Annotated in this window: 26 protein-coding genes and 2 tRNA genes; 13 read left to right on the top strand and 15 right to left on the bottom strand. The window is 62.4% G+C overall.

What is annotated here, in order from left to right; all coding sequences use genetic code 11:
- Window positions 1-104: 104 nt before the first annotated feature.
- Window positions 105-1,280, bottom strand: a complete 1,176-nt coding sequence (locus AB4Y43_RS35010) for a porin (RefSeq protein ID WP_069263120.1) — start codon at window positions 1,278-1,280, stop codon at window positions 105-107.
- Between the two features lie 241 nt (window positions 1,281-1,521).
- Window positions 1,522-2,373 (bottom strand): alpha/beta fold hydrolase, encoded by an 852-nt coding sequence (locus AB4Y43_RS35005; protein ID WP_368729869.1) that lies wholly within the window; start codon window positions 2,371-2,373, stop codon window positions 1,522-1,524.
- Window positions 2,374-2,544: 171 nt separating this feature from the next.
- Between AB4Y43_RS35005 and AB4Y43_RS35000 the strand changes: the two genes are divergently transcribed.
- Window positions 2,545-3,177, top strand: a complete 633-nt coding sequence (locus AB4Y43_RS35000) for an ABATE domain-containing protein (protein ID WP_368729868.1) — start codon at window positions 2,545-2,547, stop codon at window positions 3,175-3,177.
- Between the two features lie 67 nt (window positions 3,178-3,244).
- A complete protein-coding gene (locus AB4Y43_RS34995; RefSeq protein WP_368602728.1) occupies window positions 3,245-3,433 on the top strand; it encodes a hypothetical protein in 189 nt (62 codons plus the stop codon).
- Between the two features lie 95 nt (window positions 3,434-3,528).
- Here AB4Y43_RS34995 and AB4Y43_RS34990 read toward each other — a convergent pair whose 3' ends face one another.
- Entirely contained in the window at window positions 3,529-4,188 is a 660-nt protein-coding gene (locus tag AB4Y43_RS34990; protein WP_368729867.1) for a glutathione S-transferase family protein, read from the bottom strand.
- 174 nt (window positions 4,189-4,362) lie between these two features.
- Here AB4Y43_RS34990 and AB4Y43_RS34985 point away from each other — a divergent pair, with 174 nt between their 5' ends.
- The 3 genes from AB4Y43_RS34985 (at window position 4,363) to AB4Y43_RS34975 (ending at window position 5,800) form a co-directional block, all read left to right on the top strand.
- Window positions 4,363-4,986, top strand: a complete 624-nt coding sequence (locus AB4Y43_RS34985; protein ID WP_368729866.1) for a glutathione S-transferase family protein — start codon at window positions 4,363-4,365, stop codon at window positions 4,984-4,986.
- Window positions 4,987-5,115: 129 nt separating this feature from the next.
- A complete protein-coding gene (locus AB4Y43_RS34980; RefSeq protein ID WP_069263529.1) occupies window positions 5,116-5,331 on the top strand; it encodes a DUF3820 family protein in 216 nt (71 codons plus the stop codon).
- A 58-nt stretch (window positions 5,332-5,389) separates the two neighbouring features.
- On the top strand, window positions 5,390-5,800 hold the full coding sequence (locus AB4Y43_RS34975; protein ID WP_368729865.1) for a VOC family protein: 411 nt from the start codon (window positions 5,390-5,392) through the stop codon (window positions 5,798-5,800).
- A gap of 15 nt (window positions 5,801-5,815) precedes the next feature.
- Here the strand turns inward: AB4Y43_RS34975 and AB4Y43_RS34970 are convergent, their stop codons facing one another.
- Window positions 5,816-7,099, bottom strand: coding sequence for an adenylosuccinate synthase (locus tag AB4Y43_RS34970; RefSeq protein WP_368729864.1), 1,284 nt, complete (start codon window positions 7,097-7,099; stop codon window positions 5,816-5,818).
- A gap of 144 nt (window positions 7,100-7,243) precedes the next feature.
- Between AB4Y43_RS34970 and gcvA the strand changes: the two genes are divergently transcribed.
- From gcvA to AB4Y43_RS34955, 3 genes are all read left to right on the top strand, one after another.
- A complete protein-coding gene (gcvA, locus tag AB4Y43_RS34965) occupies window positions 7,244-8,143 on the top strand; it encodes a transcriptional regulator GcvA (protein ID WP_368729863.1) in 900 nt (299 codons plus the stop codon).
- 130 nt (window positions 8,144-8,273) lie between these two features.
- Window positions 8,274-8,585, top strand: a complete 312-nt coding sequence (locus AB4Y43_RS34960) for a winged helix-turn-helix transcriptional regulator (protein ID WP_256094589.1) — start codon at window positions 8,274-8,276, stop codon at window positions 8,583-8,585.
- 34 nt (window positions 8,586-8,619) lie between these two features.
- On the top strand, window positions 8,620-10,002 hold the full coding sequence (locus AB4Y43_RS34955; protein ID WP_368729862.1) for an MFS transporter: 1,383 nt from the start codon (window positions 8,620-8,622) through the stop codon (window positions 10,000-10,002).
- Window positions 10,003-10,051: 49 nt separating this feature from the next.
- Here the strand turns inward: AB4Y43_RS34955 and AB4Y43_RS34950 are convergent, their stop codons facing one another.
- The 3 genes from AB4Y43_RS34950 to AB4Y43_RS34940 form a co-directional block, all read right to left on the bottom strand.
- A complete protein-coding gene (locus tag AB4Y43_RS34950; RefSeq protein ID WP_368729861.1) occupies window positions 10,052-10,954 on the bottom strand; it encodes a DMT family transporter in 903 nt (300 codons plus the stop codon).
- Window positions 10,955-11,246: 292 nt separating this feature from the next.
- Window positions 11,247-12,203 carry an alpha/beta hydrolase family protein gene (locus AB4Y43_RS34945; protein ID WP_368729877.1) on the bottom strand — a complete coding sequence of 319 codons (957 nt, stop codon included), beginning with the start codon at window positions 12,201-12,203 and terminating at the stop codon, window positions 11,247-11,249.
- A 218-nt stretch (window positions 12,204-12,421) separates the two neighbouring features.
- The gene (locus tag AB4Y43_RS34940) at window positions 12,422-13,057 is read right to left on the bottom strand and encodes a glutathione S-transferase family protein (protein ID WP_368729860.1); all 636 of its coding nucleotides are present in this window, start codon (window positions 13,055-13,057) and stop codon (window positions 12,422-12,424) included.
- Between the two features lie 456 nt (window positions 13,058-13,513).
- Here AB4Y43_RS34940 and AB4Y43_RS34935 point away from each other — a divergent pair, with 456 nt between their 5' ends.
- Window positions 13,514-14,086 carry an isochorismatase family cysteine hydrolase gene (locus tag AB4Y43_RS34935; protein WP_368729859.1) on the top strand — a complete coding sequence of 191 codons (573 nt, stop codon included), beginning with the start codon at window positions 13,514-13,516 and terminating at the stop codon, window positions 14,084-14,086.
- Window positions 14,087-14,229: 143 nt separating this feature from the next.
- Here the strand turns inward: AB4Y43_RS34935 and AB4Y43_RS34930 are convergent, their stop codons facing one another.
- The 4 genes from AB4Y43_RS34930 to AB4Y43_RS34915 all read right to left on the bottom strand — a co-directional run bounded on the left by AB4Y43_RS34930 (window position 14,230) and on the right by AB4Y43_RS34915 (window position 18,525).
- Window positions 14,230-14,538 (bottom strand): DUF4148 domain-containing protein, encoded by a 309-nt coding sequence (locus tag AB4Y43_RS34930; RefSeq protein WP_069263525.1) that lies wholly within the window; start codon window positions 14,536-14,538, stop codon window positions 14,230-14,232.
- Between the two features lie 283 nt (window positions 14,539-14,821).
- On the bottom strand, window positions 14,822-15,439 hold the full coding sequence (locus AB4Y43_RS34925; RefSeq protein ID WP_342949778.1) for a response regulator transcription factor: 618 nt from the start codon (window positions 15,437-15,439) through the stop codon (window positions 14,822-14,824).
- A 28-nt stretch (window positions 15,440-15,467) separates the two neighbouring features.
- On the bottom strand, window positions 15,468-17,138 hold the full coding sequence (locus tag AB4Y43_RS34920) for an MASE1 domain-containing protein (RefSeq protein WP_368729858.1): 1,671 nt from the start codon (window positions 17,136-17,138) through the stop codon (window positions 15,468-15,470).
- A gap of 370 nt (window positions 17,139-17,508) precedes the next feature.
- On the bottom strand, window positions 17,509-18,525 hold the full coding sequence (locus AB4Y43_RS34915) for a 1-aminocyclopropane-1-carboxylate deaminase (protein ID WP_368618312.1): 1,017 nt from the start codon (window positions 18,523-18,525) through the stop codon (window positions 17,509-17,511).
- Between the two features lie 195 nt (window positions 18,526-18,720).
- On the opposite strand from AB4Y43_RS34915, the gene AB4Y43_RS34910 reads away from it, so the two are divergent.
- Window positions 18,721-19,221, top strand: a complete 501-nt coding sequence (locus tag AB4Y43_RS34910; RefSeq protein ID WP_368729857.1) for an Lrp/AsnC family transcriptional regulator — start codon at window positions 18,721-18,723, stop codon at window positions 19,219-19,221.
- A gap of 111 nt (window positions 19,222-19,332) precedes the next feature.
- Here AB4Y43_RS34910 and AB4Y43_RS34905 read toward each other — a convergent pair.
- Window positions 19,333-19,408 (bottom strand) — tRNA-Ala (locus AB4Y43_RS34905).
- A gap of 276 nt (window positions 19,409-19,684) precedes the next feature.
- Window positions 19,685-19,769: transfer RNA gene (locus tag AB4Y43_RS34900), tRNA-Leu, on the bottom strand.
- A 428-nt stretch (window positions 19,770-20,197) separates the two neighbouring features.
- On the opposite strand from AB4Y43_RS34900, the gene AB4Y43_RS34895 reads away from it, so the two are divergent.
- From AB4Y43_RS34895 to AB4Y43_RS34885, 3 genes are all read left to right on the top strand, one after another.
- A complete protein-coding gene (locus AB4Y43_RS34895) occupies window positions 20,198-21,244 on the top strand; it encodes a ligase-associated DNA damage response exonuclease (RefSeq protein ID WP_342949803.1) in 1,047 nt (348 codons plus the stop codon).
- Complete coding sequence (locus AB4Y43_RS34890) at window positions 21,241-22,908, top strand: ATP-dependent DNA ligase (protein ID WP_368729856.1); 1,668 nt, start codon at window positions 21,241-21,243, stop codon at window positions 22,906-22,908. Before AB4Y43_RS34895 ends, AB4Y43_RS34890 begins: the two co-directional genes overlap by 4 nt.
- 199 nt (window positions 22,909-23,107) lie before the next feature.
- Window positions 23,108-24,022: a DUF72 domain-containing protein gene (locus AB4Y43_RS34885; protein ID WP_368729855.1), complete on the top strand. Its 915-nt coding sequence runs from the start codon at window positions 23,108-23,110 to the stop codon at window positions 24,020-24,022.
- Here AB4Y43_RS34885 and AB4Y43_RS34880 read toward each other — a convergent pair.
- Window positions 24,007-24,516: a CinA family protein gene (locus tag AB4Y43_RS34880; protein WP_368729854.1), complete on the bottom strand. Its 510-nt coding sequence runs from the start codon at window positions 24,514-24,516 to the stop codon at window positions 24,007-24,009. The two genes, AB4Y43_RS34885 and AB4Y43_RS34880, sit on opposite strands and share 16 nt — an antisense overlap.
- Before the next feature lie 30 nt (window positions 24,517-24,546).
- Window positions 24,547-24,792 (bottom strand): hypothetical protein (locus tag AB4Y43_RS34875; protein ID WP_368729853.1); only part of this gene is annotated, 246 nt, incomplete at its 5' end.

Genomic DNA, 24,792 nt, shown 5'->3' with positions numbered 1-24,792 from the left:
CCTACCGTCCCCTATAGGGACAGGCAGGCGCCATGAAGCGCCCGCCGTCGCACGGCCGGAACGGCCATGCGGTGCGGCGGGCGTAGAAGAATGGCTGCAGTGACTCAGAACTTGTGGCGGATGCCGAGGCTCACCATGATTTGCGAACTCGAGTTGCCGTTCAGCCCATAGTCCGCCACGGAAGCGACCGCGGTGGTCAGGATGGAACCCGTTGCGGTCGGTACGCGCTGCGTGCCGTTGGCGTGCTGCCACGCGCCGACGAGGTATACGTCGGTACGCTTGGAGAGGTTGTAGTCGCCGCCCAGCGAGACCTGGTTATAGGTCGCCGAGGTGTCGCCCGCGCTGTGCGTCCACGTATAGCCAACACCGATGAGCGACGCAGGCGTAACCGCGTAGTTCACGAAACCGGCAGCGACGTTGTAGCGCTGGTTGGACGGGAAAAGCGATTGCGAGTCCGCCTTGTACTGCGCGTTGCTATACCGGCCGCCGAACGTAAACGGTCCGGCCACGTATTGCAGGGCAACGGAACCAATGCCGACCCACTTGGCGGTTTCATAGGCGAGGTTCTGAAAACCGCCGTCGAAGGTGCCGTCCGAGGTGCTGGTCCAGCCGGTGCGAGGAATCGTGGAGTTGGCGTTAGTCATGCGGACGTAGCCCGCCGCGATGCTGAATGAGCCAGTCACATAGCTTGCCGCGGCCGACCAGGTCTGCTGCGAACCTGTCGCGCCCGCGACGCCGCCGAACGCATACATGCCTTCGATCTGGAAGCCCGCGAATTGCGGCGAGAGATACTTGATCGCATTGTTCGTACGAGAGCTGTTGTCGTTGTTGTCCACGTCGCCCGGCGTGGTGAAGGTGCTGCCCCAGTAATTGTCTGCGGTAAGCGGCTGGACCATGTCGACGACCGGGTCGTACTGGCGACCCAGTGTCAGCGTTCCATACTGCTGGTGCGTCAATCCTACGAAGGCTTGACGGCCAAATAGCAAGGTATTGCCGTTGTAGTTGCCCATCTTGCCGCTATTGATGTCGAATCCGCTTTCCAGCTGGAAGATCGCTTTCAGGCCGCCGCCCAGATCTTCCGTTCCCTTCAAGCCCCAGCGGGACCCTTGCAGATTGCCACCTTGCATCCGATACAGATTGTTGCCCTGAGCGTCGGCGTTGTGGACGAACTGAAAGGCTTCGTCGATCACGCCGTACAGGGTAACGCTGCTTTGCGCGTGAGCGACCGGCGCCAACATGGTGAGCGGAACAGGAAGCAACATAAGCGCAAGCTTTTTCATGTTTGCAACTCCTTCACGCACCGGGTAATCGGTATTCCTATATTAGTCGCTTGCTCCGGAACGACCTCAGCGTGAAATTGGTGCCGTTGTCGGCACAAGACATCCAATGCAACATGAATGAAGACCAGCGCTGTGTAACAGCAGCTTAACTAAGCATTAAAACCGCCATGTTTGCAAATGCCGCGAAGCCCTTCGCTCATCGGGCCGATGTTCGTTTCGCACAAACAATCAGGAGTCCCCATCATTCGAGAAATTCCCTGATCGCGGTGGCAATCTCGTCGGCGTGCGTTTCCAGCGCGAAGTGGCCGGTGTCGAAAAAGCGCACCACGGCTAGCGGCAAGTCGCGCTTGTATGCCTGCGCGCCGGGCGGCAGGAAGAACGGATCGTTCTTGCCCCACACGGCGAGAAACGGCGGCCGATGCGTGCGGAAATACGCCTGAAATTCGGGGTAGAGCGCAACGTTGTTCCGGTAGTCGCGGAACAAGTCGAGCTGGATCTCGTGCGCGCCGGGGCGGTTCATATAGTAGTCATCGAGCGAATAGCCGTCCGGCGACACCGCCGACGCATCGGGCACGCCGTGCGTGTATTGCCAGATCGTCGCTTCGCGCGAGAGCAGCGCACGCAGTGCCTCCCGGTTGGCCGGCGACGCGTTCTGCCAGTAAGCGCGAATCGGATTCCAGCCGTCGCTCAGGCCTTCCTCGTAGGCGTTGCCGTTTTGCGAAATGATCGCCGTGATGCGCTCGGGATGCGCAAGCGCGAGGCGAAAGCCCGTGGGCGCGCCGTAGTCGAACACGTACACCGCGAACCGGTCGAAGCCGATGCGCTCGGTGAAGCGCGCCATCACCTTCGCAATATTCTCGAACGTGTAAGCGAATTCCTCTCGGTCCGGCAAGTCCGATTGACCGAAGCCCGGCAGATCCGGCGCGACGATATGAAAGCGGTCGGCCAGCTTCGGAATGAGGTCGCGGAACATGTGGCCGGCGCTCGGAAAGCCGTGCAACAGCAGGAGCTTCGGCGCGCCGACGCGCCCGGCTTCCCGGTAGAACACGTCGTAGCCGTCGACATCGGCGCGGCGGTAGGCAATGGCAGTCATGGGTTCCTCCAGAGGTGAACGGAAAAGCTCGCTTTACCGTGAGACATGCTTCGCTCCTTATGTAACCGAGTTGATCGTGGATTAGAGGTTACTAATCCGTGATGTAACTTGTCAAGAACGATTTTGACGGTTACACTGAATGCACCCTGATTACCCTTTTGCGGCAAGAAAATGGACTACCGCCCCATACCGGCGATATTCGTGGCCGACACGCCGGGGCTCGACTTCCTGAACTCGGTTGCCACACCGGTGGACGTTCCCATCGACTGGATCGCCGACGGCGAAGGTTTGCTGTCCTGGCTCGCACAGGCGGGCATGGTCCCCGCGCCGGCGCTTGCTGCGCTGCGCGCGCAGTTCACCGCGGCCGAGTTCGACACCGTCGCGGGCGAGGCGCGCGCGCTACGTGAATGGTTCAGGTCCTTCGTGCGGGACAGAAAAGGCCGGCCGCTCGCCGCCGCCGATCTGGGCGAACTCGCGCCGCTCAACGATCTGCTCGCGCGTGACGACCGCTATGGCGAAGTCGTTGCGGTCGGCAGTGACGGCGCGGCGACGTTCGAATACCGCGTGAGTCGCCGCTGGAAAACGCCGGAATCGCTCTTGATGCCGATTGCCGAGGCGCTGGCGAAACTCGTCGGCGAGCAGGACTTCACGCACGTGAAAGCCTGCGAAGGCCCGAAATGCACCCTCCTGTTCGCCGACCACACGCGCGGGCACGCGCGCCGCTGGTGCAGCATGGCGATCTGCGGGAATCGCGCCAAAGTGGCCGCGCACCGCAAACGGCTCAAGGAGCGTGAAAGCGCGTAGAACGTATTCGCGCGCCGGGCGCGAGCCTTGCGGGATCTGGCGGACCTACCGGAATGGGAGAGGAACGATGACCGCCAGCAACCCGAAGCGCCATGAACAGGGCGCCAGCAAAGCGAACGAAAACCAGCAGAAACACACCGAGCACAGCGACGACCAGCGCAGCGCCATGCCCGAGCGCGATGACAAGTCGCGCAAGCAGTCGCCCGCCGACCGCCCGGGCAAGCAGTCCGGCGAAGGTGAGCCTTCGGTGGGTTGATCTAGTGTCTGTAACGCGAAAGAGGCTTGCATGGCATCGTGCAAGCCTCTTTCACAATGGTGCCGCGCTTACTTCGCATCCCTGAACGAATCGCTTCAATCGCGATCCGGCGCGCCGAGCGGAAAGAGCGGACGATATGGCCGCGCCTCGTTCACGGCCCGCGCGAACGAAGGCCGCGCGAGCAGGCGCTCGCGATAGGCGCGCAGGACGGGATAAGTCGGGGCGATGCGATGCGTCCAGTCTGCATAGAAAAGCGATGAAGACCCGGCGCAGTCCGCCATCGTATAGTCCTCGCCCGCTGCCCACGTCTTGCCCGCGAGGTGGCCTTCGAGCCATGCATAAGCGAGCTCGAGTTTTTCCTCGGCAAAGGCGCGCCCTTCGTCGCGCCGCGCCGGATCGCCGGTCAACGCGCCATCCACGGCGCGCTGCACGGGCGTCATGACATGCAGGTCGAAGAAGCGGTCCAGAAAGCGCACGTCGAGCGCGGACACGGGATCGGCAGGCAGCAGGCGCACCGGCCCGGGATGCGCGAGCTGCAGGTATTCGATGATGATGCTGGTTTCCGCAACGTTGCGCTCGCCGTCCACGAGCACCGGAAACTTGCGCAGCGGCCAGCGTTGCAGCCACTGCGCCGTATGCTCGGGGGAATCCGGTCCGACGCCGCGGAACTCGAAAGGTGTGTCGTTCTCATACAGCGCGATGAGCACTTTCTGCGTGTACGAGGAAAACGGATGTCCATATAGCGCGAGCGGCATCGTCGAGTCTCCTGGTTCGAGCCGGGGAAAGTCGTTGAACCATGCACCGGTTGCGTGCGGATTGCAAGCGTTGCCGGGAACTGCAGCGGCGCATGTTCGGGGAACTGTACATGGCCGCGGCCACATGCATGACGTATCGTGCACGGGCGCGGCTCCCTCTTCTTTCCTTTCGATATGCTCAACATCCTCGGCAAAGCATCGTCCATCAACGTTCGCAAGGTGCTCTGGACCTGTGTCGAATTAAACCTGCCCTTCGAGCGTGAGGATTGGGGCTCGGGCTTTCGCTCGACGCATACGCCGGCGTTCCTCGCATTGAATCCCAACGCGCTCGTGCCGGTCATCAGGGACGGCGATTTCGTGCTGTGGGAGTCGAACACCATCATCCGCTATCTGGCGTCCCGCTATGGCGGCGCGCATCTCTATCCTGCCGATGCGTGCGAGCGGGCTCGCGTCGATCAATGGATGGACTGGCAGGCGACCGACCTGAACCGTTCGTGGAGCTATGCATTTCTCGCCTTGGTCAGAGCGTCGCCGGCTCACCAGGCGCCCGGCGAAATTGCCCTTTCCATCGAGAACTGGACCCGGCATATGCGCATTCTCGACGCGCGGCTGCAGGCGACCGGCGCGTTCGTCGCCGGCGCGCAATTCTCGCTTGCCGATATTCCCATTGGGTTGTCGGTGAACCGCTGGTTCGGCACACCGTTCGAGCATCCGCATTTGCCGGCTGTTGCTGCATATTTCGAACGGCTTGCCGAACGGCCCGGGTTTGCAGTGCATTGCGCGAACGGGACGCCGTGAGGAACGGCGCGGGCCGCGGGTCAAATTGACAGGAAATTCGGGCAGCGAAGTCAGTCGATGTCGACAGCGCCTGCCACGTTTGCGTTCGTAGCATTCGCGCGCGAACGCCAGGCCGTGCACAATACCGCCATGCAAGCCCAAGACCTCGAACGCCTCGTCACCTTCGCCATGCCCTTCGGCAAATACAAGGGCCGGCTCATCGCCGACCTGCCGGGGCATTACCTCAACTGGTTCGCCCGTGAAGGGTTCCCGCCGGGCGAGATCGGCCGGCTGCTCGCGCTGATGCAGGAACTGGACCATAACGGCCTGAAGGGCTTGCTCGAGCCGCTGCGCAAACGCGGCTAGCGCCAATCGGGCACCCGGCGCAGAATGCCCGGGCGAATCTCTTGCGAGGCTGCCCGACATGGCCAATTTTCAGCCCGATGGATGGCACACCGTTACGCCCCGAATTGTCGTACGCGACGCGGAGAACCTGGTCGCCTTCATCAAGACGGTGTTTCAGGCACAAGGCGCATTTCGCCATGGGTTGCCTGCCGAAATCAGGATCGGCGATTCCGTCGTGATGGTTAGCGGCGCAGACGGTCTTCGCGAGCCGATGCCGGCATTTCTGTACGTCTACGTTCAGGACACCGATTCGACCTACCAGCGAGCGATCGCGGCGAATGCGGTCTCGCTCGAGATTCCTGCCGATCTGCCATATGGCGACAGGCGCGCGATGGTCAGAGATCCGTGGGGAAACACCTGGCAGATTGCCACCCATCAGCGCGACCTTTCGGCTGGCGAGGTCCGTTCAAGGATGGACAGCGAAGGTTAGGCCGATATTCGGGCATTACGCGAATGGGGATTGCAGGACAATCGCATCGTCGCGTTCAGGGCCGGTGGTGACAATCGCCGCGGGCACGCCGACTTCGTTCTGGATCGCTTCGATCAGCGCCGCTGCCTGTGGCGGCAGGTCGCCATAGGAGCGCACGCCCCGGGTCGAACCGGCCCAGCCGTCGAAGCGCCTGAGAACCGGCTGCAGACGCTGCTGCTCGGCGTTCGTGGATGGCATGTAGTCGATGCGCGCCCCATCGAGCATGTAGCCCACACAGAGCTGCAGCGACTCGAAGCCATCGAGCACATCGAGCTTGGTCAGCGCGAGCTGGTTGATGCCTGCGACCTTGCAGCTTTGACGCAGTTGCACGGTGTCCAGCCAGCCGCAGCGTCGCGGGCGGCCGGTGTTGACCCCGTACTCACCGCCGCGCTGCCGGAGCACTTCGCCGAGCGCGCCGTCCAGTTCCGACGTGAACGGGCCTTCGCCGACGCGCGTCGCATAGACCTTGCTGACGCCAAGCACCCACCCCAGTTGCGACGGCGCGATGCCGGCCCCGCTGGCCGCGCCCGCGGCGATGGTGCTCGACGACGTCACATAGGGGTAGCTGCCCCAATCCACGTCGAGCATGATCGCCTGCGAGCCTTCGAACACGACGCGCTTGCCCGACGAATGGGCGTGGTCGAGCTGTTCCCAGACGCGGCCCACGAACGGCAGGATGCGCGGCGCCATGGCAAGCAGGCCGCTCAGCATCGGCTCGCGCGGGAATGGCGCCTGGCCCGAGCCGCGAAGCCACGCGTTGTGGTGCTCAAGCAGAACGTCGAGCTTCTCGGCCAGCAGGTCCGGTTCGGCCAGGTCGCACACGCGCAGGCCGCGGCGCCCAACCTTATCCTCGTACGCCGGCCCAATGCCGCGCAAGGTGGTGCCGAGCGGCTTCGCACGCATCCGTTCCTGGGCAGCGTCGAGCGCGCGATGCACCGGCAGCACCAGCGCGGCCGTCTCGGCGATCTGCAACACCTCCGGCGTGACGCGGATACCCAGCGCCGCCATGCGGTCGATCTCCGCGAGCAGCGCCTCGGGATCGAGCGCGACGCCATTGCCGATCAGGCCAAGCTTCCCGCGCACGACGCCGCTGGGCAGCAGCGCCAGCTTGTAGGTCCGGCCGTCCACCACGAGCGTGTGACCGGCGTTGTGGCCACCGTTGTAACGGACGACGATATCCGCCTTCTCCGCGAGCCAGTCGACGATCCGGCCCTTTCCCTCATCGCCCCACTGCGCGCCGACCACGACGACATTCGACATGCGAGATTTTCCCTGGTGAGTTAATCGAACAGATCCAGAACCGGAGCTGCTGCAAAGGGGCTCAATATAGGGCGACTCCGCCGCCACGAAAAGCGATGTAAACTCACGGGACTTGTCAGGAAAAGTCACATAGGAATCCGGTCGATGTCGCGTCGTCTGCCGCCGTTGAACGCCCTGCGCGTATTCGAAGCCGCCGCCCGCGCGGAGAGCTTTTCCATGGCGGCCGAGGAGCTTTGCGTCACGCACGGGGCCGTTAGCCGACAAGTTCGGCAACTGGAGGACTGGCTTGGACTCGATCTGTTCGAACGCCGCGGCCGCAGGGTCGTCTTGACTGCGTCGGGGCGCGCCTACCTGGCCGAGGTATCGGCGGCGCTGGATCGCATCGCGCTGGCCACCAGCGAGCAGCTTCGGGCCACGCGCGCGCAGATCGTGAGGGTCAACGCGCCGACGACGTTCGCGTTGCGCTGGCTATTGCCGCAGCTTTCGAGCTTCCAGCTGACCCATCCGGCAGTAGAGGTCCGGCTGACGACTTCGGACGAGCCAATCGAAAAGCTCGGCGACGAATGCGACGTGGCGATTCGCGGCAGCGAGCAAAAATCGGCGGGTTATGCGGTCAAGGAGTTCTTATCGGAAGTCCGGCTACCGGTATGCTCGCCCAAGGTGCTGGAGTCTCATCCGATACACCGTGTTTCGGACCTGGCGCACCACACCCTGCTTCACACGGCGACCTATCCCGGCCTTTGGGCGGAATGGCTTGCCGCGAGCGGCCACCCCGGGCTTGCCACGCGCCATTCCCAGCAACTGGATCACTTTTATTTGACCCTGCAAGCCGCCATCGACGGCCTGGGGATCGCAATGGGACCTACCGCGCTCGTCGCGCTCGACGTCAAAGAGGGCCGTCTCGTCTTCCCGTTCGACGGCCCCGCCCTGCCGGCATGGCGCTATTGCAGCTATGTCCGCGAAGCACGCCTCGACGATCCTGCGATCAACACCTTTCTGGCCTGGTTGCGCGAACTCGGCCAGCGCTTTTCACATCACGCGTAGCGCTGGATTGGCGCAGCGCCTGCTCCGCGGTCGCCGGTTGACAGTGCGGACTCGATGCTTTAAAAAGTAAAGCATGAAAATTCCACGGCCAGGACAACCTGTACGCGGCTCGACCACCGGACGGCCAATCATGGTCGTGCTGGACCTGCTCGGGCGGCGTACCGCACTGCGGATACTGTGGGAACTTCGCGGCGAGGCGCTGACGTTTCGCGCACTCCAGGAAGCGTGCGACACCAATGCCCGCCTGCTCAATACGCGGCTCGCGGAATTGCGGGCGTCCGGTCTCGTCGCGCATGGCGATGGCGGTTACCGCATGACAGCCGAAGGCAGGAAGCTCCTGGCCGCATTGCAGCCGCTGCTGGCCTGGGCGCATCAGTGGGCCGAGCGCGATCCGCAAGGGTTCGACGCCGCCGATCCCGATCACGCCGACCGCGAGGCGTAATTCGCGGTTTTTCATACAAGGGATGTTGCACACCGTGAACCATCTCCGCTGGAAGATCGTGGCAATGCTCGTTGCGCCACTGACGTTCGTGATGACGCTCGACCGCACGGCCATGGCGGTCGCGGCCCCGACGATCCAGAATGAACTGGGCCTGTCGATCGTCGAGATGTCGATGATTCTCACGATCTACTTCTGGGCGTATGCAATCGGGCAGATACCGGCCGGCCGTGCTGCCGAGCGCTTCGGGTCGCGCAAGGTGCTGTTCGGCACGAGCACGCTCTGGTCGCTCATGATGCTCGCCACGCCGCTGGGCACCTCGTTCGCCTGGCTCTTCGGATGCCGCCTCGTGCTGGGCGGGGCGCAGTCTGCGGACTGGTCGAGCAGTGTCGTCGCGCTCAAGCGCTGGGTTCCGGCCAGCGAGCGTGCGAAAGGCAATGCCCTGCTGCTCGCCGGGCTCTATCTTGGCCCGATCGTTTCGGCGCCGCTCACGGCGTGGACCATCGCCCGGTTCGGCTGGCACGCCGTTTTCTTCGGATTCGGCGCGCTGGGCCTGCTGCTCGGCGCGATCTGGTGGTTCGGCTACCGCGACACGCCGGCGGCGCACCCACTCATCACAAAGGCGGAAGTCGAGTACATCGCCGCCGGCCAGCCACCCGAGCGCGTGGCAGCCAGGGGTGCGCTCAGGCGCTGCCTGAAGCAGCCGCGCTTCTGGATCTTCGGTGTCCAGTACTTCCTGCTGGTGCTGATCCAGAGCTTCTACACGACGTGGCTGCCGACCTATCTCATGCGTGCGCGCGGGCTATCGCTCAAGGCGATGGGTCTGTACGCGTCGTTGCCCTGGGTTGCCGTGTTCGTGGCGGTATTCGTCGCGGGGGCATTCAGCGACTGGCTGCTTCGAAAAACCGGCTCGATCTATCGGGCGCGCACGCCCGTTGCAATGACCGGATTCGTCGTGAGCGCGCTCGCATTGACGGCGGCCTCGCGCGCGGAATCGATGGCGATGGTCATCGGCTTGCTGTGCCTCTCTTTTGCCGCGGTGGGATTCGTGCAGGTGGTCGCGTGGTCGGCCACGCAGGATCTCGGGCGCGCGTTCGCCGGTGTCATGTCGGGCTGGACGAACGTGTGGGGCGCACTCTCGAACGTCGCGGGCCCCATGACGCTGGCGTTGATCGTCAAGGTCACGCATAGCTGGGCAAGCGGCATGATCGTGATCGGCGCGGCGGCCGCCTGCGGTGCGCTGCTATGGCTGTTCGTGCACCCTGAGCGCCCCTTGCTCGGCGACGACGCGGCCGGACCGCTGCCGCCTGCAGAAACGGGCGCGGCACCGGAGTCCGTCGATACCGGTGAGGTGTCCGAGGATGGTGGCTTTGCCGATGGCTCGCATGCGGTCAACGAAAGTCTCCATCGGCAGCGTTGAGTGTCTACCCTACGTCATGCCTCCCGGCCGAACGCCGGCGGATGACACGTCAGGCGAGCGGTCCTTCCTTGTCTTTCCGGCTGACCGAGACCGAAATGGCGCTGCCGACGATGAGTGCAATTCCCACTAGTGACAGCGGCTGAAGCATCTCGCCCCAGATGACGTAACCGAATAGCGCCGCCCAGACGATGCTCGTGTAGTTATACGGTGCGAGCTTCCCGACGTCCGCCTGGCGAAAAGCGACCGTCATCAAGATCTGACCTGCGGTCGCGAACGCGCCAAGAAGTGCCATGATCAAGAGCGCCTTCACAGATGGGGGGCGCCAGTTGAACACGACAGTAAGACCGGTAACGACCGTCCCTACGAGGGTGAAAAACAGAACCGTCGTCACCGAGTCGTCGGTAGATCGTATGCGTTTGATCTGGACGATGGACAGCGCGCCGAAGAATGCACTGAGGAGAAGGAACACTGGACCGAGCCAGCTCGACTGACCGCCACCCGGGCGCACCACGAGCAGCACACCGCAGAATCCGACGAGCGCCGCGGCGACTCCACTTCCCGTCAATCGCTCTCGCAAAACCAAAGGCGCGAGCAGGATGACGATTAGCGTTTCCGAATACGCGAGTGCAACCGCTTCTCCCAATGGGACGTAGGGCAAGCCGGCAAAGAAAAGTCCTGAGGCGCCGAGGAGCGTCAGCGCACGTGCAGTCTGCCCTTTGATGTCGATGTTGGCCAGGCGCTCGGTTATCGAAAGACGCCCACGGCAGCACATCGCGACTGCCGGCGCCAGACCGAAGAGCATCCGGAAGAAGGTGACTTCATTTGCCGGATATTGCAGCGCGACTGTCTTCGCCAGTGCATCCACTACAGCGAAGCAAAACATCGAAGCCAGTATGGTGGCCACGCTGTTCAGCGCAAGCGATGTCGTTCGTGTTGCGCTGGATGATGGCATGGCGAGGCGCAGATGTGGTGAGTATTGGCATCATCGCATATGGCCTGCGTCCAAATGGCGAAAGTGGCCGACCGCGACTTGAACGGACAGGCAGGTGGCAATGGCCGAACAGTTGCATTTAAGGCTGCGCCAGCTCGAACGGCATCGCAACGTATATTGCGGCGCGATGCGAGTTTGTATGCGGCCGGCGCGTTCTGGTTGCCAGCACGCACGAACGGCAACTTTCAAGGTGCAATGGACGCTCGCCGCCCGCCTCATCCGGTACGTGCGGTCCGCCGGACCATGCTGGGATCTACCGAAGATTCGCTTGAAAAAACGTGAGCACCATTTCGTCAAACTGCTTGTGAAAGACTATCCGGTTGAAGCCGTTCGCATCGACGCAGAGGTCCGGCTCATTGTTCTTCATTGCCGCAGGACACGGAGCAAGAAAAGCAAAATGCGCCGCGCTGGAAACAATGTGATATTCAGGCCTGTGAGGAAGGGTCCTGGCGAGTGCGTCGGCGTTGCGCGGCAGCACGCCGGCGCCACCGAACTGGGAAGCCCAAAGCTGAATAGGCGCTTGCACATTCTTCAGGCTCGCCGCGGTTGGGAATGCATTGAACGGGTCCGCCAGCACAAAGGCTTTGATCCGTGCGTCATGAGTCAGGTGTTCGGTGGACACCACTCCACTTCGAACCTGTTTGCAAATCGGGGCGCCCGGGTCCGGGCACGTAATATCGGCGTGCGGGAAATCCGGGTTGCCGCCGGCCAACACCAGGCCCGTGTAGCCGCCGCGCGAAAAGCCAAAAAAGCCTATCCGTTGCGGGTCGATTCTGGCTGCGTCGGGGGCGGTGCTCAACATGTAATCGATAAGACGCTTGATGTCGGTCGGTCGCTCGACGAACACAGACATATCGTCGGCCCGGGTCATGTCAGAGAATGTATCGCCTGGATGATTGATTGCCGCCACGACAAAGCCCGCCTCGGCCAGCGTCTCGGCAAGGTCTCTGTGGCCAAGGTACGATCCGCCATAGCCGTGCGAAATGACCACGAGGGGAAGCTTTTCGCCAACGGTCGGACAGTCGCGCCGCCCCTTCAGGACATATGGACCGATCGGCACCTCCTGGGCAGGCTCAGCACATGGTGTCCACACTATCGCTTTTAACGCCGGACCGGCGGCATCAGCCGGAATCTGCGCGAACTTTATTCCCGCGGCGTGTGCAATTGCCGTAGTCAGGCACAACAGAACGGCCAATATGGACGTTTTCATGTGGTTTTGCGAGGCGAGTTGTCTGCTTCCAATATCCTGATCGGCGGTATCACTGCGAAACGGCTCGAAGGTCGAATTCGGTCGGATCCTGATTTTATCCCCGTGCGCCAACGGCGGGATTTCGGATGATGCGGTCGCTCAGGTGTCCGATTTCCCAAGCAGACCAAACGCTCAATCGCTGGACGCGCGATTCGTCAGCTCGCAACTTCGCGCGCCCTCTAGTCACGCACGATGGCGTGCGGATCGATGGTGTAAGGATGCACGGGAGTGTTGGGACCAATCTCGGCAGCGACGCGCGACAGCCAGGCAGCGAGTGCACGGTAGGCTGGCAAGTCGATACCGATATCGCCTGCCAGGTGGGTATATGCGTAGATCGATATGTCGGCAATGGACAGGCCGTCACCGACCAGGAAGGTCGCATCCGTCAGGGACCGATCGAGGGCTCGCAGCGCCTTCGTGGCGGTCTCCTGTTTGTCTGGGACCATCGCAGCATTACGCTTTAACCGCCCCGTCAATGTCCAGAAACGCAAGGAGCCGATGACCGGTTCGATGTAGTACTGCTCGAAGCTGAGCCATTGAGCAACCTTGGCGCGCCCGAATCGCTCAGAAGGCAGGAAGGCGGTCCCCTCAGACAGAAACTGAAGGATCGCATTCGACTCGGACAGGGCGCGGCCGTCTTCCAGTTCGAGCGCTGGCACAGCGCCTGAGGGGTTGAGCTTGAGGAAGGCGTCGGTCTGCCCCGCGCCCTCGAAAATGGGGACCTCATGGGTCTCATAGGGAATGCCGAGAAGGCGAAGCAGAACCCGGATCTTCCAGGCGTTCTGGGAGGGCAGATAGTCGTATAAGCGCAGCATGTCGACTCCTGAGTGAGGAAGCCCAACTATGACTGAATCGCCCGCGGTCGACACTCCAGATATTGCGCTTCAATTCTCAGTAACGCGTGGGTGAGCGTCCCGCATGTACGGGGAGCGTCGTTGGCGGAAGGTCCACTGCGGGACTGACTGGCTACGCATTCCGCTCGACCTACATGACTCCCGAAGACACGTTGCCCCGCCGATCGACCGCCCGTTGCAGCATCGAGCGAGACAGGAGCTTATGAAATGGCGCCAATCGAAGCCTGGTGAATCACTGTTCTCAGGCTCGCGGACGACATGCAGACGATACTTCGTCTGCATGGCTAACCATGCGCGACGACATAATGTACTATTTGCACGGCAGTGGCACGTCGCGTTCGCAATACATGCTTCTCCGCGTTCGACGTTCTCGCGTTGTGAATATGAACCCCGTGTCGAGAGACAGGAGAACTGCGAATGGAGTCGATCCCGCCAATCGCGCCGGCCCAAACCGCGCTTCTCGTCATGCACTATCAGACCGACATTCTCGGGCTCTTCCCATCGGTCGCGCCGGCCTTGCTTGCCAATACGCGCAAGCTCTGCGACGCGGCGCGAACCAAAGGCGTCAGCGTTTATTTCGCCAACCTCCGCTTCAGCCCGGGCTATCCGGAAGTCAGCCCATTGAACAAGAATGGGCAGGGAATCAAGCAACTCGGTCTCTTTGTCGACGACCATATCCCGCCGGAGTTAGGGCGGCAGGCTTGCGAACCCGTCATCGTTGCACACCGGGCCAGTGTGTTCTTCGGCACCGACTTGCAGGCACGACTTCTCGCAGAAGGTGTCGATTCGCTGATTATGGTCGGCATCGCATCGACCGGTGTTGTGCTGTCGTCGGTCGCGTATGCGAGCGACGCGGACTACCGCCTGTATACGGTCAAGGATTGCTGCTATGACCCGGATCCGGTGGTACATGAACACCTGTTCTCCACCGCATTCGATTCGCGCACCACGGCACTCTCGCTCGCGGATGCCTTGCTGCTGCTCGCCTAGATGATCCTCGCCTTCTTTCCCCCAAACTCCGCGAAGCAATCAAAAAGCCCCTCTCGATTCGGAAGAGGGGCTTTCGCGTAACGTGTGATGCGTTGGTGCGACGTGCTGTGAGACCACTCAGGACAGTGCGTCGACGCACTGTCTTACTGACCGAAGTAAACCGGCTTCAACCCGGGAATGGCCGCCGCGGGCGCGCCAGACGCTGACGATCCGCTGACCATCCCGCCGTAACTGCTCCCGCCGTTCTGCGCAGCCACGCGCGCTTCGGCAGCCTGGATATCGGCTGGATAGCTTGCATTGTCGCCGTCACCGACGTGATAGCCAGCCTGTTCGAGCTGGACGAGTTCGGCGCGAACTTGTTCAGTTGTCACGGGGCCGTTCGACTGTGCGAGCGAGAGCACCGGAGCAGCCGCGATAGTAAGGATAACGACAGTTTGAGCAAGGTATTTCATGATTCCTCCTGCAACGAACGAGATTGCTCAAGGCGAACCTCCTTGCCTTGAGCACGACTGGGTTGAACATATGCAAACTATCGGCGCTCGAGGGCTGCGACAGCGAGCGTCGCGCAGGCTCGCATCGCCATGCGCTTGCTGCTGCGCGGCTTCGGCAAACGCCCGGCGACAGAGCGTCGGCGTTGGGTAGATAAGACTGTATGCGCCGACTCCATGTGCATGGACCAGGCACCTGTCCTAAAAGAGGCTAGGGGATTGCCTTATTCGGCGGGCTGGCTCAGCCCTATTGGCTCTCGATCCACTGAATGGCGAAGCGCGTCAGCTCCTTGCCGCTACGGATGTTCAGCTTTTCCTTGATATTGGCCTGGTGCGCTTCGATGGTCTTCACGCTCCGGTTCAGCTTCTCTGCGATATCGCGGGTGCTGAAGCCGAGTCCGATCAGGTGCAGAACTTCGAATTCCCGTTCCGAAAGGTTCGCAATTTGGCTCTCGGCCTTTTTGTGTGGGACGGCAAGCGCCCGCGCCAGCTTCTCGTGCATGGCGGCGCTCATGTAGATATTGCCCGCCAGCACTTCGCGGATAGCGCTCACGACATGCTCCGTGGCCTCGAGTTTCATGAGATACCCGTTTGCCCCGGACCGCAGTGCGCGTTCGGCAAACAGGCTTTCGTCGTGCATGCTAAGGACAAGGATTGCCAGATCCGGATAACGGTGCCGCAGCGTCTTGACCAGCTCGAGGCCGGAATCCGTCTGCAGGCTGATGTCCACAATGGCCATGTCGGGCAGACACTTCATCGCCGCGAGCGCTTCGTCGGCGCTGCCCGCTGCACCGCAGACGTGCAGATCCTCTTGCAGATTGAGCAAGAGCGTCATCCCGTCCCGGATGATGGGGTGGTCATCCACGATCAGGATTTGAGTCGCACGGCCTGGGCTAGCGCATTTCCTCTGCACGGCCAGTACCCTCCGGTAGCGGATAGCTAATGGCGACGGTGGTGCCGCCCAAGCCGTTGCGGGTCACGGTGCAGGAGCCGCCCAGAAGGCTCGCCCGGTGGCGCAGGTTGTGCAGTCCAAGACCCGCGGCACGCTCCATTTCCTCAGGGCCGATGCCTACCCCATCGTCGCTGATCGAGAGCGTCTGCAGACCGCCCGCCCGCTCGAGGTCGATCCAGATGCGGTGGCCACGACAATATTTCAGCGCGTTGTTGACGGCTTCCTGTGCGGCTCGGTACAGGTTGATCTGCAGCAGCGGGTCCAGCAAGTCCACATCCGGCGCGATCCGCAGCTTGCAATCTACGCCATCGAGCGCGCCAGCCGTCTCCGCCAGCGCTTGCAATGCGTCCGCAAGTCCGCCGTATTCCATCGCGACCGGATCGAGGCCGTGGGCGATCCTGCGGGTCATCAGGGACGCCTGCTTCACGAGGCCGACGACGGTAGCGGCGTCAGCGGCGGCCGGGTGGCCCTGGGTCTGCAGTTTCTGATTCAACGCCGCGCAGTACAGTCCCAGGCTGGTCAGCTGTTGCCCAAGTCCGTCGTGCAGTTCCTGGCCGATGAGTCTCTGCTGCTGATCGCCGATCCGGATCAGCTCGCCCTCCAGCAAACGGCGTCGCTGCATCTCATCTTTTAGCTCGTTGTTCGCCTTCGCGAGGTCTTCGGTGCGCTCCTCCACGCGTCGCTCGAGTTCGATGTGGGCCGCCTGCAGCAGATCATAGGCGCCCTGTTCCTGAGCGCGTGCCGCCGCCAGCAACAGTCCCGTCACCGCCACGACGTTCGCGAAGGCGCACCACCTCACCAGGCTGTCCACAGGAGATTCGGCGGCAAAGGGCCCCGTACCGTGGGTAGTGCCCCAGATAGCCACGACCGAGACCACTAGCGTGACGATGCTCGCGCCAAGGCGATCGAAGCGCAGCGCCGCCCAGATAATGAATGGAAAGATCGCGAGCGCTGCCGGGTAGTAGCCGTGCCCCGCAAGTTGCGGGGCACCGAAGATGAGGTAGCTCACCCAAAAGGTCGCAGCAATCAGTCCGCACGCTTCCATGATCCGCTGTGCGGATCGCACAGGGTTTGAATACGTGAGGAGGCTGAACAGGGCCGGCGCCACGACGAGAACCCCCATCATGTCGCCGAGCCACCATTTCAGAAAGGCTGCGGCGTACCGGGCGGCAGGCACGAGTCCCCCTCCCAGCAGGGCGGTCGTGCCGATCAGCGCACTGACCCCCGTACTCGCCACCGCAGCGAGGGCGATGAAGGCCAATACATCGTTGATGCGCGCGAGGGTGATCCGGAATCGTGTCGCGCGGTTGAGCAATAGCACTGCCGTCAACGGTCCAGCCATGGAGCCGATGCTTATCGCCGCGGCCACGGCAGCAGGCACGCCGCTCGACACGTTGGCGAGGAAGGACCCGACGGCAATACCCGGGGCGACTTCGATGCCGAGTGCGAGCAGCGCAACGAGTGCGATGCCGCTGGAAGGCCATACGAGTGAGATTGCGCCGCCCACTACCGCATAGGAAAGGCCTAGCTTTGCACCGGCGAAATACGCCAGGGCGACCATTCCGGTGTGCAGGAAAAGGCTGAATCTGGAAGTGTCCCGAACGGTAGCCATTTTCGCTTCCAATCCGGAAGCCGGAGTGCGGATACGCTACGTGCCCCCCCGGGGGCGAACGCGGAGGGAGCCGCCCGTCAGTCCGTGAGTCACTCGGCGCTTGTTCCCGACCTGACTTTATGATTGTGGTGGCACCCACCGCGTTAATCAAACACTACACAGCACGCCTTATGCGTGAAGTGCTTCACGTTACGGCGTCATTTCGGTGACGGTCGCCAACGCCGCAAACATCGAACCGTTTACGGCCTCATGTCGTAACGCCTTTCAACAACGTCAGGTTCTTCGCTCGTTGGTGCTGGGCGGATGCACACCGTGATCAAAGTCAAAGACCGTGGCGTCCGCCTCGCGCGCCAGCGAACCGCGTTTGAACTCAGCCGTCGCGGAAAATAAAGCTGTACGCGCTCAAAGCCGGCACGCCGCCCAGATGCGCGTACAGCACCTTCGACCCGGGCTCGAATTCGCCACGGCGCACTTTGTCGATCATGCCGTGCATCGACTTGCCCTCGTACACGGGGTCGGTCAGCACGCCCTCCAACCGCGCGCACAAACGAATCGCCTCCAGCGTGCCTTCGTTCGGCAGCCCGTACTCAGGGCCGCCGTAACGTGTGTCGAGAATCACGTCCTTCTCGCTGATATCGCGGTTGAGATCGACGAGCCCGGCGGTATGACGTGCGATGCGCGCGATTTGCGCGTGGGTCTTCTCCGGCGTAGCCGAAGCGTCGATGCCGATCACGCGGTCCGCCCGGCCGTCCGCCGCGAAGCCGACCACCATGCCCGCCTGCGTGCTGCCCGTCACCGAGCACACGACGATGTAGTCGAACTTGAAGCCCAATTGCGCTTCCTGCGCCCGCACTTCCTCGGCAAAGCCCACGAAACCGAGGCCGCCGAGCGGATGCTCCGAGCAGCCCGCCGGTATCGCATACGGTTTGCCACCCGCCGCGCGCACGCTCTCTAGCGCCTCCTCCCAGCTCGGTCGAATGCCGATGTCGAAACCGTCTGGCACGAGCCTCACGTCCGCGCCCATCATGCGTGACATCTGGATGTTGCCTACGCGGTCGTAGACGGCATCGGAATAGTTGACCCAGTTCTCCTGGACCAGCACGCACTTCATGCCGAGATGCGCAGCAACGGCTGCAACCTGACGCGTCTGGTTCGACTGGATGCCGCCAATCGAAACTAGCGTGTCGCAACCTTGAGCGAGCGCGTCGGGAATCAGGTACTCGAGCTTGCGCGTCTTGTTGCCGCCAAACGCGAGTCCGCTGTTGCAGTCCTCGCGCTTCGCGTAGAGCTCGACCTTGCCGCCGAGGTGCTGGCTCAGGCGCTTGAGCGGTTGGATGGGCGTGGGTCCGAAAGTGAGTGGATAACGGGGAAAACGCTGGAGGTTCATCGAATATCTCCGGGAGGTCGGCTCATGCGGGGCGTGGTCAACGGTCGGTACGCGCCTGGAACGCGCAATCCGATGGAGAAATGTTAGGCGCGATGCCGCGAAATGAGCTTGCTAAAAAAATATCGACGGCCTACGTTTAAAGCATTCTTTTTGGCTTCGAAAAACTTTTAATGTGCAAAACGGTTAAACGACGCAATGAAATTAATCAGACACTCTCCCGCTACGCCGAATGAGCCGCCTGCATTGGATCGCATCGATCGCGCGATCCTCAGGCATTTGCAGCAGGACGCATCGATTTCTAATGTCAGCCTCGCTGCCAGGGTGAAGCTCAGTGCGCCCGCGTGCCTGCGGCGTGTGGAACGGCTCAAGGAGTTAGGGCTGATACGCGGAATCGTCGCGCTGCTCGATCCGAAGGCGCTCGGCGCAGGCATGCTGGTCGTGATCGGCTTCGTGCTCGACCGCTCGACGCCCGAGGCGTTCGCCGCATTCGAGAAAGCGGCCCAGAAGGTTTCAGGCTGTGTGGAATGCCACGTCGTGACCGGCGAATTCGATTACTTCATGCTGGTGCGCACGCGCGACAACGAAAGCTTCAACCAGCTGCATGCGGAGCAGTTGTTGTACTTGCCGGGCGTGCGGCAGGTTCGCAGCTTCATGGTGCTCAAGGAGATTCTGTCGACGCATGCGTTACCGCTGTGACGGTGCGCGCGAATGCAATCCATTGAAAATGGCTGCGCGAATTTCGATGCGATGCGGGGAAGTGAATCAGGATGATGAAGAAGCAACGTGCTCGAAGGCCACGCGTTCTGTTGGTGGAGGTAAGCGGGATCGAACCGCTGACCTCTTGCATGCCATGCAAGCGCTCTCCCAGCTGAGCTATACCCCCATGCAGAACGGCTTCTGCGCCAGTGGGATGACGCAGAATCGAGCAGGTCAGCTTGCGGACCTGCTCGAAGAGCGGCGATTATATACGCGGCGCACGCATCCTCGCAAGCACTCCCGCGCGCTCGCCTGGAACTATGCTGGAGTCCTTACGATTGCCCGCAAAATAAAAAGCCGGCTTATCAGCCGGCTCTCTTGCGCCATTCGCAGCAGAAGCGCGCGAATGCAATTCGTTCCAGTATCACCACACAGGTCCCGCGCACGATACTCGATTCAATTTTGGTGCCGACGGCGAGACTCGAACTCGCACAGCTTTCGCCACTACCCCCTCAAGATAGCGTGTCTACCAATTTCACCACGTCGGCAATCCAATACAACTCGGGACGCGTAAAGATCCCGTCTCTTCTCGCCTCGTGGGCTCGAAGGGTCGCCATTGTATCGACTCGCCGCGCATTTTTGAAGGCCCCGCGCGAAGATTTTTTGAAGCCCCGCGCCAACGCTTAAAACTCCGGCGTTGAAGTCAATTCAGGCGTGCGGCCGAGTCCCACGCCCGGTGATTCGACCCCGCCGCACTCCAGCAGCGCCGATTGGCCGCATTCTCCAGCCTTTCTTTGGTCGCTCATGACTACCTCCGCAGTTAATATCGCCTTGAGCGCATCGCGCGTGCCGGCAAAAGTTCGCCCTGCGTGGCGCCCGCGCCGGCATTCTGCAGTGATCCGGGAACATGTCTGGCTCCAGCTTTGTGAACCCACTCATAGGCTCCACGATCGTCGCGAGCGACGAGCCCAACGACATGAACACCTCCTCCGATTTGATCATTGCCCTTCCTGAGGGACTGTACTGCCCGCCGGGGGCGTTTTACATCGATCCATGGCAGCCGGTCGAACGGGCGATCATTACTCATGCGCACGCTGACCATGCACGCGTTGGTCATCGCCACTACCTGACGGCACAAGCGGGACTCGGCGTACTGCAGACCCGATTGCCAGGTATCGCAGTGCAGGGTTTGCCGTACGGCGAACAGATCGAAGTCAATGGCGTGCGCGTGTCATTGCATCCGGCAGGACACGTGCTCGGCTCGGCCCAGGTGCGGCTCGAGCATGCCGGGCGTGTATGGGTCGCATCGGGCGACTACAAGATCGAACCGGACCCGACATGCACGCCGTTCGAACCGGTCCGGTGCGACACGTTCATCACGGAATCGACTTTCGGCTTGCCTGTCTACCGGTGGGAACCGTCGCATGCCGTATTCGACGGCATCAACGCCTGGTGGCGGCATAACGCGGCCCAAGGGCTGGCGTCGGTGCTGTTTTGCTATTCCTTCGGCAAAGGGCAGCGTGTGCTCGCCGGCGTGGACCCTGGCATCGGCCCGATCTTCTGCCACGGTGCCGTCGAAACGTTGAATCGAATCTATCGTGATGCGGCAGTCGACTTGCCCGCGACGCGACGCGTCGGCGAAATCCCGATGCACGACAAGGCCGCATTCAGAAACGCGCTGATCATTGCGCCGCCCTCCGCGAAAGGCAGCGCGTGGACACGGCGTTTCGGCGAGCATCGCGACGCATTGGCATCTGGCTGGATGCGTTTGCGCGGTGCGAGACGCAGGCGCGGAGTCGACCGGGGATTCGTCTTATCGGATCATGCGGACTGGCCCGGTCTCAACGATGCCATCAAAGCAACTGGCGCTGAGCGCGTGATCGTCACGCACGGTTACATCGAGCCGATGGTGCGATGGCTTCTCGAACATGGATTCGATGCCGGCACCTTCGCAACCGAATATGGCGGCGACGCGATCGAGGCAGACGCCGATGCCGCCACGACGGAGGACGCGCCGAAATGAAACGGTTTGCGGCACTCTACGCAGCGCTCGACGCGACGACGTCCACCAACGACAAGCTCGAAGCATTGGTTGCCTATTTTTCCGGCGCCGAACCTGAAGACGCGGCGTGGGCGGCGTACTTCCTCGCAGGTGGGAAGCCTCGCCAGTCGGTGCCTACGCGAAGGCTGATCGAATGCGCACGCGATTGCGCCGGCCTGCCGCAATGGCTGTTCGACGAGTCATATCAGGCAGTCGGCGACCTCGCAGAGACGATCGCGCACGTGCTGCCGCCAGCGTCGCGTGAATCGGAACTGGGTCTGGCGCAATGGGTCGGGCAGCGCCTGCTGACGTTGCGAGGCAGCGAGCCGGACGCCGTACGCGAGCGTTTGACCGCCTACTGGGACGAACTGAACTGGAGCGAGCGGTTTTTGCTCACCAAGCTCATCGGCGGCGGTTTTCGCGTCGGCGTCTCACGGCAGCTCGTCGTGCGCGCGCTCGCGCAGGTCGCGGGCGTCGACCACAAACGCATCGCGCAGCGCTTCGTCGGGTGGACGCATTCGCACAAGACACCGACAGCCGCCGGGTATCTCCGGCTAATCACCGCTTCGGCCGATGGCGACGACGCCGACACGCCGCAAGCCACCGACATCGGCTTGCCCTATCCGTTCTTTCTCGCGCATCCGTTGCAGGCCGACCCCACAACGCTCGGCCCGACCGCGGACTGGATCTTCGAATGGAAATGGGACGGCATTCGCGCACAACTCGTCAAACGCGCAGGACGCGTCTGGATCTGGTCGCGGGGCGAAGACCTCGTAACCGAACGTTTTCCGGAGCTGGAGGCGATGGCTGCTGCGTTGCCGAACGGCTCGGTCATAGACGGGGAAATTCTCGCGTGGGAACCGGGGGCGAGTGCACCATTGCCATTCGCGCGTCTGCAGCCGCGTATCACGCGCAAGTCGCTGACCAGAAAGGTGCTCAGCGAGTCGCCCGCCGCGATGGTCGCATACGACCTGCTCGAAGCCGAGGGTCGCGATCTGCGCACGCAACCGCTCGAAATACGACGCGCGCGACTCGACGCGCTTGTCCAGTCGTTGTCGCAATCGCCCGCGACCGAATTGCTGCGCGTATCGCCGGTCGTGGCCGCCGAAGACTGGAACGCGATCAGGCAATTGCGCAAGGAGAGCCGCGCGCGCAGCGTCGAAGGGTTGATGCTGAAACAGCGGACATCGATGTACGGCGTCGGACGTACCAAGGCATCGGGTACGTGGTGGAAATGGAAGATCGATCCGTTTTCGATCGACGCCGTGCTGCTGTACGCCCAACGTGGTCACGGCCGGCGGGCGAGCCTCTTCACGGACTACACGTTTGCGGTCTGGGACGAAGCAGACGGCGTGCGCACGCTGGTGCCGTTCGCCAAGGCGTACTCAGGACTCACCGACGAAGAAATCCGCAAAGTCGATGCAATCGTGCGCAAGACGACAATTGAGAAGTTCGGACCGGTGCACGGCGTCACACCAACCCTGGTGTTCGAGATCGGCTTCGAAGGAATTCAGGCAAGCTCGCGGCATAAGTCGGGCATCGCAGTGCGCTTTCCCCGGATGCTGCGTTGGCGCACCGACAAGTCAGTCGAGGACGCGGATACGCTCGGCATGCTCAAGGGCTTCTTGAGCGAGGCACAGACATGAGCGCGTTCGCACCTGGCGCCTGAGTGTTGCGAGCGAGCCGCTTTCGTTGTGACGACGCCGCGGCCGCCATTACGCATGACTCGTACCTGTCAGGTCTTCGTTGGGTGCGCGGGAACAGGCTGTGCTGAGTGTCAGCAAACACCCGACTGGGATGAAGCGCGGCAGTGCTCCCGTTCGCAAGATCGAAGAGGAAACCATCATGGGCAAAGTGCGGATCGGCATTTCCGGCTGGCGCTATGATGGTTGGCGCGGCACGTTCTATCCGCCCGGCTGGCCGCAAAAGCGCGAGCTCGACTTCGCGTCGCGCGCCGTGCAGACCATCGAAATTAACGGCACGCACTACAGTCTGCAATCGCCGGCATCGTTCGAGCACTGGCGCGACGAAACGCCGGAAGGTTTCGTCTTCAGCATCAAGGGCGCGCGCTACCTCACACACATGCTGCGCTTCCGCGACGAAACGGCAACCATTGCGTGCGCGAACTTCTTTGCGCAAGGATTGCTCGCACTGAACGACAAGTTGGGGCCTTTACTCTGGCAGTTCCCGCCAAATTACACCTTCCATGTCGAGCGCCTCGAACGCTTCCTCGCACTGCTGCCGCCCGACACGGAAGCCGCACTGCGTCTGGCGAGGCGCCACGACGCGCGGGTGAAGGCTCCGTGGCTCACCATCGACCAGAACCGGACCATGCGCCACGCCATCGAAATCCGTCATGCGAGTTTCGTTGTCCCTGCGTTCGTGGATCTGCTACGACGCTATCGGGTCGCGCTCGTGGTGTCCGACTCCACCGAGCCGTGGCCGTATGCCGAGGACGCCACGGCCGACTTCACCTACGCGCGGCTGCATGGCTCAACCGGAAGATATGCGGGCGCCTACAGCGACGCGTCGCTGGACAAATGGGAAGCCCGCTTCAGAGCATGGAGCGAGGGGAAATCCGCCGCGCACGCGCGACTCATCGCTCCGGAACTCGGTGCATCTGAGCGCAAGCCGCGCGACGTGTACTGCTATTTCGACAACGATCAGAAGACCGAAGCCCCTTTCGACGCTCGCCGGCTGATGACCCGGTTTGGTTGCGCGCAAGAAACGGCGCCACGTCGCGGCTATACGGATTGCTGAGCAAGCTGGTTGAAGTAGTGCTCAATACGCGAGAACGCGTATTGAGCGGCCGCGGCGCGAATCTCGTTGCGCGATCCCACAAAGCGCTCGGTTTCGGTGAAGGTCACGCATCGCCCATCTTCCAGACGCCATGACCAGCCGAAGCACTGGGTGCCGGCCGGCGGCCCATTGCCGTCGCAGACCGCGTCGGCAACCCCGGTATTGGAGACGGCTACATCCGCGCTGCACCCATCCGCCGCCAGCGCTCCTTCGGCCATTTCGCGCGCGACCTCTTCGCTCGTGAGCCCGTAACGCTCCATCGTTTCTTCGCGCACGCCGAGGAAACCGGCCTTTCCCGTGGGCGAGTACGCGACGAACCCGACGTCCAGGCACCCACCGCTTCCCGGCACGGCAGCCAGTGTGGAGGCCATCAGTCCGCCCGTGCATGACTCCGCGGTGGCGAGTTTGCGCCCCACGGAGGTCAGAAATGAGACGACGTGCTGTTCGATACCCATCGCATGTCTCCACGTTTTCCGGCACATCGCTCATTCCGGAACGACGGCGCTCACGGGCAACGTCCGCTTATGGCGCGTCGCTGCATGGAATCGCCGCATCATCAAACTCCCTTCGGATTTTTGAGCCGCGCTTTTTGCTCCCTCGCCTTCGTTCGCCCGGGTGCTGTCCTGTCCGCGCAAGGAGCGTGCCCTGGCTGCCGCCCGCGCGGTACGCCAGTTGCGCATCCTCCTGGACCGCAATGGCGATTCGCGTTTGTCGCGCGCGTCGCCCACCGT

The organism is Paraburkholderia sp. BR10872 (assembly GCF_040965835.1).
Taxonomy (GTDB): domain Bacteria; phylum Pseudomonadota; class Gammaproteobacteria; order Burkholderiales; family Burkholderiaceae; genus Paraburkholderia; species Paraburkholderia nodosa_A.
The sequence above is the reverse complement of the archived record's forward strand: the minus strand, read 5'-3'. Positions and strand labels throughout refer to the sequence as shown.